Source organism: Streptomyces eurythermus, from assembly GCF_014649115.1.
GTDB lineage: Bacteria > Actinomycetota > Actinomycetes > Streptomycetales > Streptomycetaceae > Streptomyces > Streptomyces eurythermus.
Window position 1 is genome coordinate 121,025 of record NZ_BMSK01000006.1, and the last position, 14,110, is coordinate 135,134.

At 71.5% G+C, this 14,110-nt stretch carries 21 protein-coding genes; 20 read left to right on the plus strand and 1 reads right to left on the minus strand.

What is annotated here, in order from left to right; all coding sequences use genetic code 11:
- Positions 1-27 precede the first annotated feature (27 nt).
- The gene (locus IE251_RS13135) at positions 28-747 is read right to left on the minus strand and encodes a DUF6221 family protein (protein WP_189753077.1); all 720 of its coding nucleotides are present in this window, start codon (positions 745-747) and stop codon (positions 28-30) included.
- Positions 748-918: 171 nt separating this feature from the next.
- On the opposite strand from IE251_RS13135, the gene IE251_RS13140 reads away from it, so the two are divergent.
- The 20 genes from IE251_RS13140 to IE251_RS13235 all read left to right on the plus strand — a co-directional run bounded on the left by IE251_RS13140 (position 919) and on the right by IE251_RS13235 (position 14,033).
- Positions 919-1,122 (plus strand): hypothetical protein, encoded by a 204-nt coding sequence (locus tag IE251_RS13140; protein WP_189753078.1) that lies wholly within the window; start codon positions 919-921, stop codon positions 1,120-1,122.
- Entirely contained in the window at positions 1,119-1,265 is a 147-nt protein-coding gene (locus IE251_RS13145; protein ID WP_189753079.1) for a hypothetical protein, read from the plus strand. The genes IE251_RS13140 and IE251_RS13145 overlap by 4 nt, the downstream gene beginning before the upstream one ends.
- A 157-nt stretch (positions 1,266-1,422) precedes the next feature.
- On the plus strand, positions 1,423-2,295 hold the full coding sequence (locus IE251_RS13150) for a protein transporter Sec31 (protein ID WP_189753080.1): 873 nt from the start codon (positions 1,423-1,425) through the stop codon (positions 2,293-2,295).
- Positions 2,295-2,948, plus strand: a complete 654-nt coding sequence (locus IE251_RS13155; RefSeq protein ID WP_229896729.1) for a hypothetical protein — start codon at positions 2,295-2,297, stop codon at positions 2,946-2,948. Before IE251_RS13150 ends, IE251_RS13155 begins: the two co-directional genes overlap by 1 nt.
- Positions 2,945-3,457: a hypothetical protein gene (locus IE251_RS13160; protein WP_189753081.1), complete on the plus strand. Its 513-nt coding sequence runs from the start codon at positions 2,945-2,947 to the stop codon at positions 3,455-3,457. Before IE251_RS13155 ends, IE251_RS13160 begins: the two co-directional genes overlap by 4 nt.
- Entirely contained in the window at positions 3,457-4,080 is a 624-nt protein-coding gene (locus IE251_RS13165; protein ID WP_189753082.1) for a hypothetical protein, read from the plus strand. Before IE251_RS13160 ends, IE251_RS13165 begins: the two co-directional genes overlap by 1 nt.
- A gap of 75 nt (positions 4,081-4,155) precedes the next feature.
- Complete coding sequence (locus IE251_RS13170; RefSeq protein ID WP_189753083.1) at positions 4,156-4,326, plus strand: hypothetical protein; 171 nt, start codon at positions 4,156-4,158, stop codon at positions 4,324-4,326.
- A gap of 83 nt (positions 4,327-4,409) precedes the next feature.
- Positions 4,410-4,568, plus strand: coding sequence for a hypothetical protein (locus tag IE251_RS13175; RefSeq protein ID WP_189753084.1), 159 nt, complete (start codon positions 4,410-4,412; stop codon positions 4,566-4,568).
- Positions 4,565-5,263, plus strand: a complete 699-nt coding sequence (locus tag IE251_RS13180; RefSeq protein WP_189753085.1) for a PP2C family protein-serine/threonine phosphatase — start codon at positions 4,565-4,567, stop codon at positions 5,261-5,263. The genes IE251_RS13175 and IE251_RS13180 overlap by 4 nt, the downstream gene beginning before the upstream one ends.
- 75 nt (positions 5,264-5,338) lie before the next feature.
- On the plus strand, positions 5,339-5,617 hold the full coding sequence (locus IE251_RS13185) for a hypothetical protein (protein WP_189753086.1): 279 nt from the start codon (positions 5,339-5,341) through the stop codon (positions 5,615-5,617).
- Between the two features lie 125 nt (positions 5,618-5,742).
- Positions 5,743-6,138, plus strand: a complete 396-nt coding sequence (locus tag IE251_RS13190; RefSeq protein WP_189753087.1) for a hypothetical protein — start codon at positions 5,743-5,745, stop codon at positions 6,136-6,138.
- 75 nt (positions 6,139-6,213) lie between these two features.
- Positions 6,214-6,726 (plus strand): helix-turn-helix domain-containing protein, encoded by a 513-nt coding sequence (locus IE251_RS13195; RefSeq protein WP_189753088.1) that lies wholly within the window; start codon positions 6,214-6,216, stop codon positions 6,724-6,726.
- 13 nt (positions 6,727-6,739) lie between these two features.
- Positions 6,740-8,035 carry a PBSX family phage terminase large subunit gene (locus tag IE251_RS13200; RefSeq protein ID WP_189753089.1) on the plus strand — a complete coding sequence of 432 codons (1,296 nt, stop codon included), beginning with the start codon at positions 6,740-6,742 and terminating at the stop codon, positions 8,033-8,035.
- The gene (locus tag IE251_RS13205; protein ID WP_189753090.1) at positions 8,035-8,241 is read left to right on the plus strand and encodes a hypothetical protein; all 207 of its coding nucleotides are present in this window, start codon (positions 8,035-8,037) and stop codon (positions 8,239-8,241) included. The genes IE251_RS13200 and IE251_RS13205 overlap by 1 nt, the downstream gene beginning before the upstream one ends.
- Positions 8,228-9,817, plus strand: a complete 1,590-nt coding sequence (locus IE251_RS13210) for a phage capsid protein (RefSeq protein WP_189753091.1) — start codon at positions 8,228-8,230, stop codon at positions 9,815-9,817. Before IE251_RS13205 ends, IE251_RS13210 begins: the two co-directional genes overlap by 14 nt.
- A 30-nt stretch (positions 9,818-9,847) precedes the next feature.
- Positions 9,848-10,933 (plus strand): phage minor capsid protein, encoded by a 1,086-nt coding sequence (locus IE251_RS13215; protein WP_229896730.1) that lies wholly within the window; start codon positions 9,848-9,850, stop codon positions 10,931-10,933.
- 145 nt (positions 10,934-11,078) lie between these two features.
- A complete protein-coding gene (locus tag IE251_RS13220) occupies positions 11,079-11,897 on the plus strand; it encodes a hypothetical protein (RefSeq protein WP_189753093.1) in 819 nt (272 codons plus the stop codon).
- 17 nt (positions 11,898-11,914) lie between these two features.
- Positions 11,915-12,979: a major capsid protein gene (locus tag IE251_RS13225; protein ID WP_189753094.1), complete on the plus strand. Its 1,065-nt coding sequence runs from the start codon at positions 11,915-11,917 to the stop codon at positions 12,977-12,979.
- Positions 12,980-12,990: 11 nt separating this feature from the next.
- Complete coding sequence (locus IE251_RS13230; RefSeq protein ID WP_189753095.1) at positions 12,991-13,524, plus strand: hypothetical protein; 534 nt, start codon at positions 12,991-12,993, stop codon at positions 13,522-13,524.
- Positions 13,524-14,033, plus strand: coding sequence for a hypothetical protein (locus IE251_RS13235; protein ID WP_189753096.1), 510 nt, complete (start codon positions 13,524-13,526; stop codon positions 14,031-14,033). Before IE251_RS13230 ends, IE251_RS13235 begins: the two co-directional genes overlap by 1 nt.
- Positions 14,034-14,110 lie beyond the last annotated feature (77 nt).

Genomic DNA, 14,110 nt, shown 5'->3' on the forward strand with positions numbered 1-14,110 from the left:
CGCGAGACGGGGGCCGACGGGGTGCGGCTACGGCCGCCACTCCTCGCGGTAGCCGGGCCGGTCGACGTACGGAAGACCGAGCAGACGAACTACCGGATCGAGTTGCTCGGCGACCCGCATCAACTCGGACTCCTGCCGATGAAGACGGCCGAACTCGTCGGGGTCCGTGTGGAGTGCCTCGCGCATCCGGGCCCGCAAGGCCACCCGGTCCTCCACGGCGGTGGCGTACAGGTCGAGGATTCCCCGCTTGGCTTCCAGCTCGCGCAGCGCCCGGCGCGGGTCGTACTCCGCGACGTGCGCACCGATACCGGCCGGCACGTCGTAGATGAGGTCGTAGCCACGCGCGGACACGACTTTGCCCCCCAGTTCGTCGTCCGGCCGGTACTCCCAGTCCATGTTCACCTTGCCGAGCGAGTCGTCAGCGGCGCGGGCGATCCGCTCGTCCTCGGTGAACTGGGCGCGTAGCCACTGCACGAACTCGCGGGCCGCCTCCAGGGCCTCGTTCGGTGGGACCGCAAGTCTGGTCGCCTCCACTGGCACTCCTTCGTTGTGACGAGCGAGGTCTGTCCGCTTGCCCTGCTGAGGCGGGTTCGCTTCGAACCACGCGGCCACCTCATCGGCGCGGTACTGGATCTTCGTGGAGCCCTCGACCGGGACCGGCTGAGGGAAGGAGGCGCTGCGCCGGTACGTGTGCAACGCCGACCGGCTGACCCCGTGCTCCTGCTCGATCTGCTTCAAGGTGATCAAGCGGCTCCCCTCGCTTCCAGGGTTCTCGGGCACGGCTACATCCTTCCCGAACTTCTGGACAATGTCCATAAGTTCTGCCAGTGTGGAACGGCACCAATGGAACGGCCCCGGTCGGTGTGTGAGAGCCCGGCCGGGGCCAGCCGATCCCCTGAGCGACCAGGAGAAACGACCGTGGAACACGGTATCCGCACCGCCCACCCGCAGCCCAGCCCGCGGGCCGCCGTCGAACCGCTCGGTGACCTCATCTCCGGCGACGCCCTCCACATCAACCCGGCCGCGATCAGCGTCCGGACGTGGATGACGGTCGACGTCGCCGAGCGCGTCGCCATCGCGGCCGACGCCCGCGCCGCGCACACCGCGGCGGTCGCCGCATGAGCGAGCAGGAGCCCGAGCAGCCGGACCTGACCCCCCAGCCCAGCCAGATCCTCGCCGAGCCCGCTACCCCCGCCGCGTGCCAGCAGGACTACGCCCAGGCCGCCGACATCCGCGAGCGCCTCGGCTGGAAGGACAGCGCATGATGCGCGCCCTCTACCTCTTCGCGATGGCCTGGCCGCTGATCCTCGGCGCCATCTACCTCGGCCGTCACCTCCACTGACCCACCAGACCGCCGGCCCCCGCACCCCAACCCAACCCCGTCCGCGGGGGCCGGCACCCCTCCCGCTCCGGAGGAGCACCGTGAAGACCCGCACCATCGAGCGGACCCGCCTCGTCCCGCACACGGTCGACGGCGAGACCGAGCTGGTTCTCGACCACGAGACGATCGAGGTCCCCGCACCGCCCCGCGACTGGGACCAGCTCATCCGCACAGCCGTCACCCTCGGCGCCGGCCTCCTCGTCACCGTCTCCCTCACCTGGACCACCGCCTCCATCGGCACCCTCCTGGCCATGTCCGTCGTCGCGGTCATCGCCTACGGGGCCGCAGTCGCCTTCGACGCCGCATGGATCATGTGCATGGGCGTCGAGTGGCTGCTGCGCTACGACCCCGACCGTGCCGCGCTGCCCCGCCGCGTCGGCCACGTCGCCCTGCTCATCTCGATGGGCGCGGTCTTCGCCGACGGCTACCTCGTCACCGACCAGTGGGCAGTCGGCGCCGTCGGCGCGCTCGTCTCCGCGCTCGCCAAGGGCGGCTGGACCATCGCCATGCGCGTCCACGCCCGGCCCCTCGACCCGCTCACCCAGCAGTGGGTGGCGAAGCGCCGCGCCGCAGTCGACGGGCAGCTCGCCATGATCCCGATCCGGCGCGAACTCCAGCGCGGCCAGGCCCTCGTGGAGGCCGAGCAGCGCAGCCTCGCCGGAGCCGCGGAGGAGAACGGATCCGCGGATCCGGAGCCCTCCGGAGGTCCGGAAGGTGCCCCGGAGAGTCCGGAAGCCACGGTCAGCCCGATCCGGTCCGGCCGCGTGACCACGCAGGAAGCCGTCCGGAACGCCTGGGACTCCGGAATCCGGGAGCCGGAAGCAGTCCTCCGGACCGTCCGGAAGGCCACCGGCAAGGACGTTCCGCAGAGCAGCGTCGACCGCTACCTCCGCGCCCTCAAGGTCGGCGCCTGATGGGCGCGCAGCCGTCCCCCGGCGGTGACGAGCTGCGCGCCCGCCACTACCTCCGCCGCCTCGGCGCCCGCCCCCTCGGCCACCACCAGGAGCCCACCGTGTCCATCCCGGAGCCCCGCCGTCCCGTCACCCCGACCCGCGTCATCCCCGCCGGCGCCCCGCTGCCCCCGAGGCCGCCCGAGCCGGGCGAGGCACCACCGTGGCGCACGCCGCCGCCCCCGCCCGTCCTCGCCAGCCCGCCCCCGGCCGTACCGCCGCCTCCGCCGCCCGCCGAGGTCGTCGTCCACCACCACGTGCACGAGATCGTCCTCGTCCCGGCCGAGGAAGAGCAGCCGCCGCGCCTGTGGGAGCGGCTGTGGGACGCACTGGTCACCTGGCGGATGGTCGTTGCGCTGCTCGCCGCCCTCGTGCCGTGGGTCGGCGGCCGGAGCCTGGTCGGCGTCTGGGCCCACACGCTCCACCAGGCCCGCACCGAGGCCGGCATCCTCGCCGCCTACATCATCGCCGGGGTCGCGATCGCCGCCGCCTGGGTCCTGGACCGGCGCACCGGCCGGGCCGTACCCAGAGCCCTCCTCGTCACCGCCCTGCTCGGCGCCCCCGGCGTCCTCGACTGGTACGACGCGCTCACCCTGCTCACCGGAGTACACCGATGACCAGCACCACCACCCTCACCGTTAGCGGCCTTCTCGCCGCCGTCCTCATCTTGATCGCGAACCTGCGGCCCTGGTGGAAGGGCAGCCGGGAGATGAAACTCTTGGCTCCCTTCGGGAAGGGATTCGGCGCCGCGGCCTGCGCCGCCGCGTGCCCTGGCGGCATCCTCGGCTGGCTCCACACTCACGCGGCACCCGTCGCCAACCGCGCAGGAGCACGCGCCGGCGACGCGGCGACCGGCACCTCATCCGCGAGCGGACTGACCTCCGGCCAGCTCGTCGGCCTCGGCGCGACCGGCGCCGGCGTGGTCATCGTCATCGCGTACCTCACCGTCCTCGCCTACAAGGACGCCGGTAAAAAGGACAAGCGGCGCATTATCGGCGGGGTCATCGTCGGCAGCGTCCTGACCCTCACAGCCGGTGTCGCTGGCGCACTCTTCTGGCTCCCCGCCGCACTCAACGGCGTTGGCCAAGCGGTGGTCGACGCGGCGCAGAGTTCCGGGCTGCTGTGATGCACCGGCTCGCCCGCCTGGCCCGCGTCGTCATCCGCCTCACCACAGGATCCGCCGCCCTCGCACGCCGTCTCACCCAGGGCACCACCGTGTGGGTCGCGCGCGGCCGACGGCACGACCTCACCGGGTGGAAGGCCGCGCTCGGCTGCTGGCTCCGTCTCGTTGCGATTGGTGCACTTCTGTACGGGCTGTGGTGGCTGTTCCGCAGAGTCCCAACCCTGATGTGCCTGCTCGCCGGCGCGTGGGTGGTCGCCGCCTGGCGGGCCGGGGCCCCATCCGAGCAGGCGGCCGACGACGCCGACGAGGAGGGCGCCTCGGAGGCCGCCCCAGCGCTCGATCGGGAGGCCGTCCGCACCCTCCTGCTTACCCTCATGGACGGCGGGTCCGGGGTGCACCTGCGGACCGTCCTCGCCCACCTCCAGAAGCACCCCCAGACGGCTGCCCTGACGGCCGGCTGGAAGGTGCCCGATCTGCGCGCCCGGTTGGTGGCTCTGGAGGTGCCCGTTGACCGCGGCGTGAAGGTGGCCGGCGTGCCGACGTGGGGAGTGCGCCGGAGGGACCTCGAGACCCCCTCCCCGCTCTCGGCCCCGGAGGCGTCTACCGCCCCGTCTACCGCTGCCTGACCTGCACGTCTACCGCGCCATCTACCGCCATCTACCGCTCCGTCTACCCGCCATCTACCGGAGGAGAGACCCGTCATGGACAAGCAGGCCGCGATCGAGGAGGCCGCCCGCGAGGTGCTCGCGCACGGCGGCCCGGACTGCCTCACCGATCCGAAGCAGGTGACGCGGGCGATGGCCCGCGCCTACAACCTCGGAGCCACCGAGCAGGACATCACCGCCGAGATGCGCCGCCAGCGCGGCGCCTGACCCACCAGACCCCGGGGCGGCCGACTGCTGCCAGGCGACCCGGCCGCCCCGGTCCCATCCCACGAAGAGACAGGACCGCCATCATGGCCTTCCGCCGATCGATCCCCCAAGCCGAACTGCGTGCCAAGTTGACACCCGAGGAGCGGGCCAACGGGCCGGTGTACCAGGCGTCACGCGGCGGCTGGTTCAAGGCGCCGACCAAGCCCGTGCCCGGCACCCCGAAAGGGAAGACGACCCGATGATCACCACCGGCCACGCCACCCGCGAGGGCACCGCCAAGGACAACGCCGACGCCTGCCGGGTCTACCGCCTCGCCGACGGCACCGTAGGGGCCGCCGTGGTGGACGGCATCGGTCACGGGCCCCGCACCTCCGCCACCGCACCGCTGCTCGCCGAGACTGCCGCCCGTATCACCGCCCGGCGCGGCCCGCTCGCCGGCCTCCTCACCGCCGGCGAACTCATCGCGGAGTCGACCGCCCACCCGGACGAGGCCGACGCGGTCGCCGTGACCGCCCGGGTCCGCGTCCACGAGGTTGGGGCTGTCGTGTCCTGGACCGGGGACTGCCGGGCGTACGGCTGGGACGGCATCACGCTGACCCGGTACACCGACGACCACACCGTGGGCCAGCAACTCCGTGCGAACGGTGTTCCGGTGGAGGTCGCCCGCGACCACGACAACTGGCTGAGGACGAGCCTGTCCCGGGCGACCGTCGGGACCGTCTACACCGTGACCGTGGACGATCCGCTGGTCATCCTCACCTCCGACGGCGTCCACGACCAGGTCCCTCCGCGCGTGCTGGAGACCGTGGTGCGCACGCTGGAGACCGACCCGCAGGCCCTCGCCGACAGGCTGGTGGCTGAGGCGCGCGGGCGCGGGAGCGGCTACCGGGATGACGCGACCGCCGTGGTGATCCGGATCGGAGAGCCGGAGAGCTGACCTTCAGCCCTGCTCTGTGTAGGCCCCGCCGTCCTCTACCGTGACGGCGGGGCCTACACGCGAGAGAATCAGCCCGTGAAGTTCTGGCCGCGCCGCCGCCCGCCCGTCGCACCCGCACCCCCGCGCGCGAATGCCACCCGGATCGCCGTCATCGAACACGACCTCCTCGGCATCCCCCCGGAGCCGGGCAGCGCTGCCGCGCTCGTCATCGCCATGCGGCGCACCGGGACCTGCATCGAGCACGAGCCCGTGGAGACAACCGGCTTCCACGAGGCGCGCCGCCACGGCCTGTGCACGCGGTGCGGCGCCGCGATGGTGCTGGAGGAGGACGAGTGGCGAGTCGCCACTCCCTGAACCTCAACCCCGCTTGACGTTCCGGTCGATCATGCCCCACCATGGGCCGCAGATCTGGCATGCCCGGAAACAGACGCACCAGATCCGGCATCATGGCCCCTCAGCCACACTGTCCTAGGGGGGACATGAACACCCGCATCACCGCCGTCGGCCTCATCGCCACCGCGCTCCTCAGTCTCACCGCCTGCTCCTCCAGCAGCGACGACGACACCAAGCCCAGCGCGCCGGCCTACAAGGTCGTGCACCGCGACACCAGCGGCAACCAGCGGAAGATCACCGTCGAAGTGACCTCGGAGACCAGGCTGCGTGCCGTCTTCGACGACGTCATCAAGGACGCCGACGGGAACGCGGGCTACTTCGTAGAGATCAACTGCTCGACCGGCGGCACCAGCTCCGTCGACAACCGCCTCGCCAACGGCCAGTACGCCGCCGGCAACATCGGCGCAGCCACGACCGGGCTGAAGGATGGCGAGTCCAAATTCGAGCCCGTCGCCGGCCGCTCCTGCCCGGCGAAGAGCTGACCGCACCTCACTGACCGGCCCGGCCGCCCCCTCGCTCAGCGGCCGGGCCCTCTGCATGCTCGGGAGGAGGCGCCCATGCCCAACCCGCCCCGCAAGAACGGCCTCCGCAAGGACCAGCGGCCCGTCACCGAGGCCGACTACAACGAGGTCCGGCGCCTGCACGCTCAAGGCCTCGGCCGCAACGCCATCGCCCGCGAGATGGGCCGCGGCCCCCGGACCGTGTCCGTCATCGCCGCCGAGTTGGGGCTGGACTTCGACCGAACGATGACCGAGGAAGCCACCCGCGCGCGGAAGGCCGACCTGGAAGAGCGTCGGGTCATCCTCGCGGAGGCGCTCCAGACTGACGCCGAGAAGCTCACCGAACGGCTCTGGCAGAGGTACCGCGTCTTCAACTTCGGCGGCAGCGACAACTCGTACGCCTCCCGCGTGCTGGACGAGCCGCCGGCCGACGCGCAAAAGGCGCTGATGGCAGCCGCAGGGCTCGCGATCGAGAAGAGCCTGAAGCTCGTTCCGCCGGACCGCGAGGACCTGGAGGGGCTGGCTGCCGTGGACGCCTGGTTGAGGGGGATGATGCCGGACCAGCAGTGAGGGGGCGGCGGCCGTGTTCACTCCCCTCGCTGGCAAGGCCCTGCGCGCGACCCAGCTCGCGGCCGCACGCGGAAACCTCTGGGAAGGCGCGGTCCGGTCGGGTAAAACGATCAGCTCGATCATGGTGTGGCTGCGGTACATCCGTACCGGCCCGCCCGGCGCCCTGCTCATGGTCGGCAAGACCGAACGGACGCTGAAGCGGAACATCATCGACGTCATCGTGCAGATGATCGGCAAGAAGCGCTGCGACTACCGCGCGGGCGCTGGCGAAGTCGTCATCTTCGGCCGCACGATCTACGTGGCCGGCGCGAACGACGAGCGTGCCGCCGACAAGATCAAGGGCCTGACCCTGGCGGGCGCGTACTGCGACGAGCTGACGACCTACCCGGAGAGCTTCTTCCGGATGCTGGAGACCCGGCTCTCCGTAGAGGGGGCGCAGTGGTACGCGACCACCAACCCTGAGGGCCCGAACCACTGGCTGAAGACGCAGTACCTGAACAGGGCCCGGCTCCACCTGCGCAGGGACGGCACGGTCGTGGAGACGCAGGACCCGGACGCGCTGGACCTGCACCGCTTCAGCTTCGTCCTGGACGACAACCCGACCCTGCCGGCCTCGTACGTCGACTCGCTGAAGCGGTCGCACAAGGGTCTGTTCTACCGGCGGTACATCCTCGGCGAGTGGTGCCTGGCGGAGGGCGTCATCTACGACGCGTTCGATGAGGCCCGGCACGTCGTGGACCTGGTCCCGGAGATCTCCCGGTGGATGGCGGTCGGCATCGACTACGGCACCGTCAACCCGTTCGCGGCTCTCCTGGTCGGGATCGGCGCGGACAACCGGCTGTACGTGGCCAGTGAGTACCGGCACGACTCCCGGGTGGCGAAGCGGCAGCTGACGGACGCGCAGTACAGCGCCGGTGTCCGCCGGTGGCTGTCGTCGTACGAGCACCGTGGGCAGAAGGGCGTCCAGCCGAGCTGGATTTTCGTGGACCCGAGCGCGGCCAGCTTCATGACGCAGCTGTGGGCGGACGGGGTTCCTGGCGTGGCCCGGGCGGACAACGCGGTGACGGACGGCATCCGGACTGTGTCCACGGCGTTCGGCGCGGACCTGCTGTCGATCCACCGCTCGTGCACGGGCCTGCTGGAGGAACTGCCAGCGTACGTATGGGACTCGAAGGCTGCCGAGAAGGGCATCGACCAGCCGCTGAAAATTGATGACCACAGCGTTGACGGTCTGCGATACGGGCTGCACAGCTCGGTGACCGAGTGGCGGCACCTGCTGCCCGGAGCATCCCTGGAGGTGGCCGCCTGATGCCCACCGAGATCACCCTGCCCGTCGCCGTCCGCGTCGGTGCCACCGAGGCGCAGTGGGGCACGATCACCCTCACCGAAGAGGACGGCCCGGTCACCGAGGACACGATCCGCCGAGCGACGGCCGCGTTCTTCCGCACTGCCGTCGACATCCTGGAGCACCCCAACAGCGACGACGTCGAGGAGGTGGACGGTGCCGCTCCCTGAGAAGAACCAGCCCTGGCCGCCGATCCACCCCGCGATCCAGGCAGACATGGCCGACTGGGCCGCCTGGTTCTCCGCGAACCCGGACCGGCTCGCCTACCGCTACCGTAACCGGCACCGCGACCAGGCCCGGTTCGGCCCGCAGAACCGACCGTCGCAGTACCGCGGCGGCGTCGTTGGCCGCGTCTCCCGCTGGTTCTGGGGCGAGCCGACACCCCTCGGCGAGAAGCGCGCCAACCTCCACATGCCGCTCGCCCGGGACATCGCCCGCACCAGCAGCGACCTCCTCTACAGCGAGCCGCCCACCCTAAAGGTCGAGAACCCGGGCACTCAGAAGCGTCTCGAAGCGCTGATGGACCTGGGCATGAAGCGCACGCTGATCGCCTCCGGGGAGACGTGCTCAGCGCTCGGTGGCGCGTACCTGCGGATCGTGTGGGACGACGCGCTTCGGCCCGGCCCGTGGATCAGCATGGTGCACGCCGACGGCGCCGCCCCAACCTTCGCGCACGGCGACATCCTGCGCAGCGTGACCTTCTGGACGGTCCTCGTCGCCGACGGCCAGCGCGTCGTACGGCACCTGGAGCGCCACGAGCCCGGCCTGATCCTGCACGGCGTGTACGACGGCACCGAGGAGCACCTCGGCAAGCCGCTGCCGCTGGAGGCGTTCGAGGAGACGATGGACTTCCTGCCGGTGCGTCAGCTGCCGGCGGGGATGGAGAAGCGGCTCGCGGTCTCCTACATCCCGAACACGATGGTGGCGCCGGACTGGCGGGACATCCCCGGCGCCGCCGGGCTCGGCACGTCGGACTACCAGGGCGCCGAGACGTTCCTGTCGGCGATCGATGAGACCTACACCTCGTGGATGCGGGACATCAGGCTGGCCAAGAGCCGGATCATCGTCCCGGCCGGCTACCTCAACAGCGCTGGCCCCGGGATGGGCGCGGTGTGGGAGGACCGCGAGGTCTACGCCCCGATGAACGTGCCGCCCACCTCGGATCAGCCGATCACCCTGAACCAGTTCATGATTCGGCACGAGGAGCACCGGGCCACGATCGAGGAGCTGGTGGGCAAGGTCATCCGCAACGCGGGCTACTCCGGGAACACCTTCGGTGACGACTCGTCTGGGACGGCGACGACGGCCACGGAGATCAAGGCCCGCACCGCGCGAAGCATGAGCACCCGCGCGCGCAAGGCCGAGTTGGCGGCGACCGGCATCGCAGACATCGTGGAGACCCTCCTCATCCTGGAGGCCAGCGGCATGTTCAAGGGAGTGTCCGGGGTCGAGGTGGAGCGCCCGGACGTGGCCTGGCAGGACTCGGTCCAGGACGACATCAAGACCCTCGCCGAGACCGCGAACCTCCTCAACCAAGCCGAGGCGGCATCGACCGAGGTCCGGGTCGCGCTGATCCATCCGGACTGGGATGAGCGGGCGCAGCGCGAGGAGGTGGACCGGATCTTGAAGGAGTCCGGCCGCCTGGTCGAGGACCCGCTCACGCTGGGCGCGGACCGGCCAGCCCTCGATGAGCAGCAGCCCGACGAGCAGCCGCCGGCCGACGCCGAGGCGGAGACCGAGCAGTAGCGGGGGTGCCTCATGCCGGTCAGTCCCGACATGGCCGAGGATCTGGCGTCCGCCGTCTCCACGTTGTACGAGCAGGCCGAGCTGGCGCTGATCGAGAAGGTCACCACGGCGCTCGCCGAGGGCCTGGACTCGCCGCTGTGGGCGCAGATGAAGCTCGCCTCGATCGGCCACCTCCGTACGGCGATCGAGGACATCATCGCCGCGCTTCAGGCATCAGCGGTCCCGGCGATATACGAGGCGGTGGCGCAGGCGTACGACCGCGGGTCCCAGGCGGCCGTGGCCGAGCTGGGGGCGCTCGCCCCGACGGTAAAGGCGATCCCGGCAGGCACCCAGGCGGTGGACCGGCTGGCCGCAGCACTGGTGCAGGAGACCGGCGCCACGCACATGCGGATTCTCCGTACGGGCATGGACGTGTACCGCCAGGTGATCGCGGAGGCATCGTCGGCACCTCTGCTGGGGGCGACGACCCGCAGGGACGCAGCTGCGCGGGCACTGGCGAAGTTCGCGGACCGCGGGGTGACCGGGTTCGTGGACCGAACCGGCCGCCCGTGGAACCTCACCTCCTACACGGAGATGGCCACTCGCTCCGCTGTCGGGCGCGCGGCCGTGCAAGCGCACACGGACCGGCTCGCCGCCGCTGGCGTGGATCTGGTCCTCGTGAGCGACGCCCCCGAGGAGTGTTCGCGCTGCAAGCCGTGGGAGGGGACGATCCTGACCCGGGACGGCGCGGGCGGCGCGGACACCATCACGGTGGAGCACGCCACCGAGGACGGGCGCATGGTCGAGGTCCGTGTCGCCGGCAGTTTGCCGGAGGCGCGCGCGGCCGGGCTGATGCATCCGAACTGCCGGCACTCGATCGCGATCTACCTGCCCGGCGTTACCCGGCCTCGGCCGAAGCCGCCGTCGCGGGCGACGTACGAGCAGACGCAGCAGCAGCGCTACCTGGAGCGGCAGGTGCGGGCATGGAAGCGGCGTGCGGCCGGAGCGGTCGACGAGGACGCGCGGAAGCGGGCGAACGCGAAGGTCCGCGAGTACCAGGGCCGTATCCGCACGCTGGTCGCTGAGACCGGGCTGCCCCGCAAGAGCCACCGCGAGCAGCTCGCCACCGCGCGCTGACACAGACTTCCGGCCGCCAGGCGCGGCCCGGAGCGGCAGCACCAGGCCCGCCAGGAGCGGGCCACCAGCACACCCGGGACCGCCAGGCGCGGCCCCGATTCCACGGGCCCGCCAGGCGCGGGCGACACCTGCCCTGGAGGGCGCAATGCGGAAGAGGACTCTGCCCCGGCTGATCGCCGCGGGCACCGGCTGGTCGCACCCGTACGGCCACGGCCCTTTCTCCCCTGTCCTGTACGCGGACGGCGGCGGGGGCGACGGCGGCTCCGGATCCGACAACGGCGCCGGCGGGACCGGTGACGGTGGCGGGGACGGCGCGGGCGACAGCAACGGAAGCGGAGGTGGGTCCGGCAGTGACGCCGGTCAGGGCTCCGGCGACGGCGGCTCCAGCTCCGGGAAGGACAGCGGCCAGGGCAAGGACGACGACCTCGCGGCCACGGTCAAACGGCTGGAGAAGGAACTCGCCGACGCCCGCCGCGACGCCGGCAAGGCCCGCACCGACGCCAAGAAGCAGGCCGCAGACGACGCGGTCAAGGCCCTCACCCAGCAGCTCGGAAAGGCCCTGGGGTTCGTCAAGGACGACACCCCGCCGGACCCGGCGAAGCTGGCCGAGGCCATCGCTCAGAAGGACACCGCGCTCTCCCAGAAGGAGTCGGTGATCCGCGCGAAGGACGTCGAGCTGGCCGTATGGGCCCGCGCCGACAAGCTCCAGGCGAAGGCCGGCGCGCTGCTCGACTCCCGCTCCTTCATCAGCGCGATCTCCAGCCTCGACCCCTCCGACAAGGGCTTCCAGGCCGCCCTCGACCAGGCCATCAAGGACGCCGTGAAGAACAACCCCGCCTTCGCGGCGACCGCTTCCGCCGGCAAGAGCGGCGGCGACCTCTCCGGCGGCACCGGCGAGGGCGCCACCAAGCAGCGGGCCGCGGGCGGACTCGCTGGCGCGATCCGCGGCCACTACCAGACCTGACCATCAGGGAGTAATTCATGCCCGTGACGCTCGCTCAGGCGCAGCTCAACACGCAGGCCGACGTGGACTACGCGGTCATCGACAACCTGCGCCGCTACTCGTGGCTGCTGGACCAGATGGTGTTCGACGACACCGTCACCCCCGGCACCGGCGGCGCAACCCTCACCTACGGTTACACGCGCCTCGTCTCGGCGAGCGGCGCGGACTTCCGCGCGGTGAACACCGAGTACAGCCCGACCGAGGCGACCCGTCAGCGGTACACCGTCGACCTCAAGCCGCTCGGCGGCGCGTTCCAGGTCGACCGCATCCTGGCGAAGCTCGGCCCGGCCGCGACCAACGAGATCATGTTCCAGATGCAGCAGAAGCTGACCAGCATCCGCTCGCGCTTTCAGGAGGAGCTGGTCAACGGCGACACCGCCGTGGACGCAGACGGCTTCGACGGCCTCGACAAGATTCTTGTCGGGCAGCCGACCGAGTACCTGCCTGCGGCCAACGGCGTCACCGTCGGTTACGCCGACTGGTCCCCGGGCACCATCACCGACCAGCAGAAGGCGATGGCCGCCCTCGACCACCTCGACAGCTTCCTGTCGCGGATCGTCCCCTCGCAGACCGGAGGTGGCGACCAGGGCACGGCCGGCGCCCTCCCGCCTGGCGTCAAGGCCATCCTCGGCAACACCGTGTCCATCACCCGCGTGCGCGCGCTCGCCCGGTGGGCGGGCCTGTACACCGCCACGAAGGACGACCTCGGCCGACAGGTCGAGTCGTACGGTCCGTGGACCCTCGTCGACCTCGGCGACAACCACACCGGCACGGCCCCGATCATCCCGATCGAGACCCGTGACCCCGACGGTGCCGGGGCGGGCGGCAACGTCACGGGCCTGACGGACCTGTACGCCGTCAGCTTCGGCCTGGACGCCTTCCATGGCGCCTCGGTCGCGGGCCAGCCGCTCGTGCAGACGTTCATGCCCGACTTCACCCAGCCCGGCGCGGTCAAGCGCGGCGAGGTGGAGATGGGGCCCGTCGCCGCGGTGCTCCGCAACACGAAGGCGTGCGGCGTGTTCCGCAACGTCAAGGTCAGCTGAGGAGGAGCACCATGACGACGTACCAGATCACGGCCCCCGAGCCGCAGTTCTCCGGCGAGGTCGCCGGCGTGAACTTCAGCAGGGGCAAGGCCACCGTGGACGGCGACCACCCGGAGGCAGCCGCGGCGCTGGCGTACTTCCGTCGGCGCGGCTACGGCGTGGACGGCTCCGAACCGACTGCGGGCCCGGCCGAGCCGTTCGAGCCCGTCGACCCGCGCGGCATCGCCACGGTGGAGAGCGGCACGCTGCGAGACGGCGCGGTCGAACCGCGCGCCACGGACGCCGGGCTGCCGACGAACGCGGGGGTGGCCAACCCGCACGGCCGGCAGGTCGTCTCCCCGGAGGCGCCGACCCCGCCCGGGCAGGAGCTGTCGACCGAGGCCTCCCTCGAGGAGGGGAAGGCGGCCGGTCGGCCGACGCGGGGCGCGTCGAAGGCGGAATGGCAGGCGTACGCCCGGTCGCAGGCGAAGGACTCCAACGAGGAGGCCACGATCGACGGCATGACGAAGGACGAGCTGGTGGCGCGGTACGGGGGCGGTAGCTGATGGCGCTCTCCAGCACGCTCGCGGTCAGCGCGTTCACGGAGCTGACCGGCTCGTCCGGGCTCGGTACGGCGCGGATCCCCGCGGGCCTGTCCCGGGCGGTGACGCTCGCTTCCGGCACCGGCGCGGGGAAGGCCGACCGGGTGTTCCAGGCGCGGCGGACGATCGCCGCGTCCGGCACCGACGACCTCGACCTGGCGGGCGTCCTCCTCGACGCCTTCGGCAGCACGATCACCTTCGCCCGGATCAAGGGCCTGTTCATCGCCGCCTCGACCGCGAACAGCAACAACGTCGTGGTTGGCAACGCCACCTCGAACGCGTGGGCGACGCTGTTGAACGCCACCGGCACCGTCACACTGCGGCCGGGCGCGGTCCTCGCGGCGATCGCCGGCCCTGCGGACGCCACGACGTACGGCGTGACCTCGTCCACCGGCGACGTCTTCCGCATCGCCAACTCCGGCGGCGGCAGCACGGTGTCGTACGACATCTGCATTGTCGGCGCGTCCGCGTAGCCAGCACCTGACGCACACACGGGGCACGCCGGGCCCGCTCGGTCGCCCCGGCGTGTGCGCCATCACCGACAGGAGAG

Excerpts from the sequence above, each read along its gene's own strand:
- IE251_RS13155 (WP_229896729.1), top strand. The coding sequence starts at position 2,295 with ATGGGCGCGCAGCCGTCCCCCGGCGGTGACGAGCTGCGCGCCCGCCAC.
- IE251_RS13220 (WP_189753093.1), top strand. The coding sequence starts at position 11,079 with ATGCGGAAGAGGACTCTGCCCCGGCTGATCGCCGCGGGCACCGGCTGG.
- IE251_RS13225 (WP_189753094.1), top strand. The coding sequence starts at position 11,915 with ATGCCCGTGACGCTCGCTCAGGCGCAGCTCAACACGCAGGCCGACGTG.
- IE251_RS13145 (WP_189753079.1), top strand. The coding sequence starts at position 1,119 with ATGAGCGAGCAGGAGCCCGAGCAGCCGGACCTGACCCCCCAGCCCAGC.
- IE251_RS13195 (WP_189753088.1), top strand. The coding sequence starts at position 6,214 with ATGCCCAACCCGCCCCGCAAGAACGGCCTCCGCAAGGACCAGCGGCCC.
- IE251_RS13165 (WP_189753082.1), top strand. The coding sequence starts at position 3,457 with ATGCACCGGCTCGCCCGCCTGGCCCGCGTCGTCATCCGCCTCACCACA.
- IE251_RS13205 (WP_189753090.1), top strand. The coding sequence starts at position 8,035 with ATGCCCACCGAGATCACCCTGCCCGTCGCCGTCCGCGTCGGTGCCACC.
- IE251_RS13230 (WP_189753095.1), top strand. The coding sequence starts at position 12,991 with ATGACGACGTACCAGATCACGGCCCCCGAGCCGCAGTTCTCCGGCGAG.
- IE251_RS13215 (WP_229896730.1), top strand. The coding sequence starts at position 9,848 with ATGGCCGAGGATCTGGCGTCCGCCGTCTCCACGTTGTACGAGCAGGCC.
- IE251_RS13170 (WP_189753083.1), top strand. The coding sequence starts at position 4,156 with ATGGACAAGCAGGCCGCGATCGAGGAGGCCGCCCGCGAGGTGCTCGCG.
- IE251_RS13160 (WP_189753081.1), top strand. The coding sequence starts at position 2,945 with ATGACCAGCACCACCACCCTCACCGTTAGCGGCCTTCTCGCCGCCGTC.
- IE251_RS13190 (WP_189753087.1), top strand. The coding sequence starts at position 5,743 with ATGAACACCCGCATCACCGCCGTCGGCCTCATCGCCACCGCGCTCCTC.
- IE251_RS13180 (WP_189753085.1), top strand. The coding sequence starts at position 4,565 with ATGATCACCACCGGCCACGCCACCCGCGAGGGCACCGCCAAGGACAAC.
- IE251_RS13175 (WP_189753084.1), top strand. The coding sequence starts at position 4,410 with ATGGCCTTCCGCCGATCGATCCCCCAAGCCGAACTGCGTGCCAAGTTG.
- IE251_RS13235 (WP_189753096.1), top strand. The coding sequence starts at position 13,524 with ATGGCGCTCTCCAGCACGCTCGCGGTCAGCGCGTTCACGGAGCTGACC.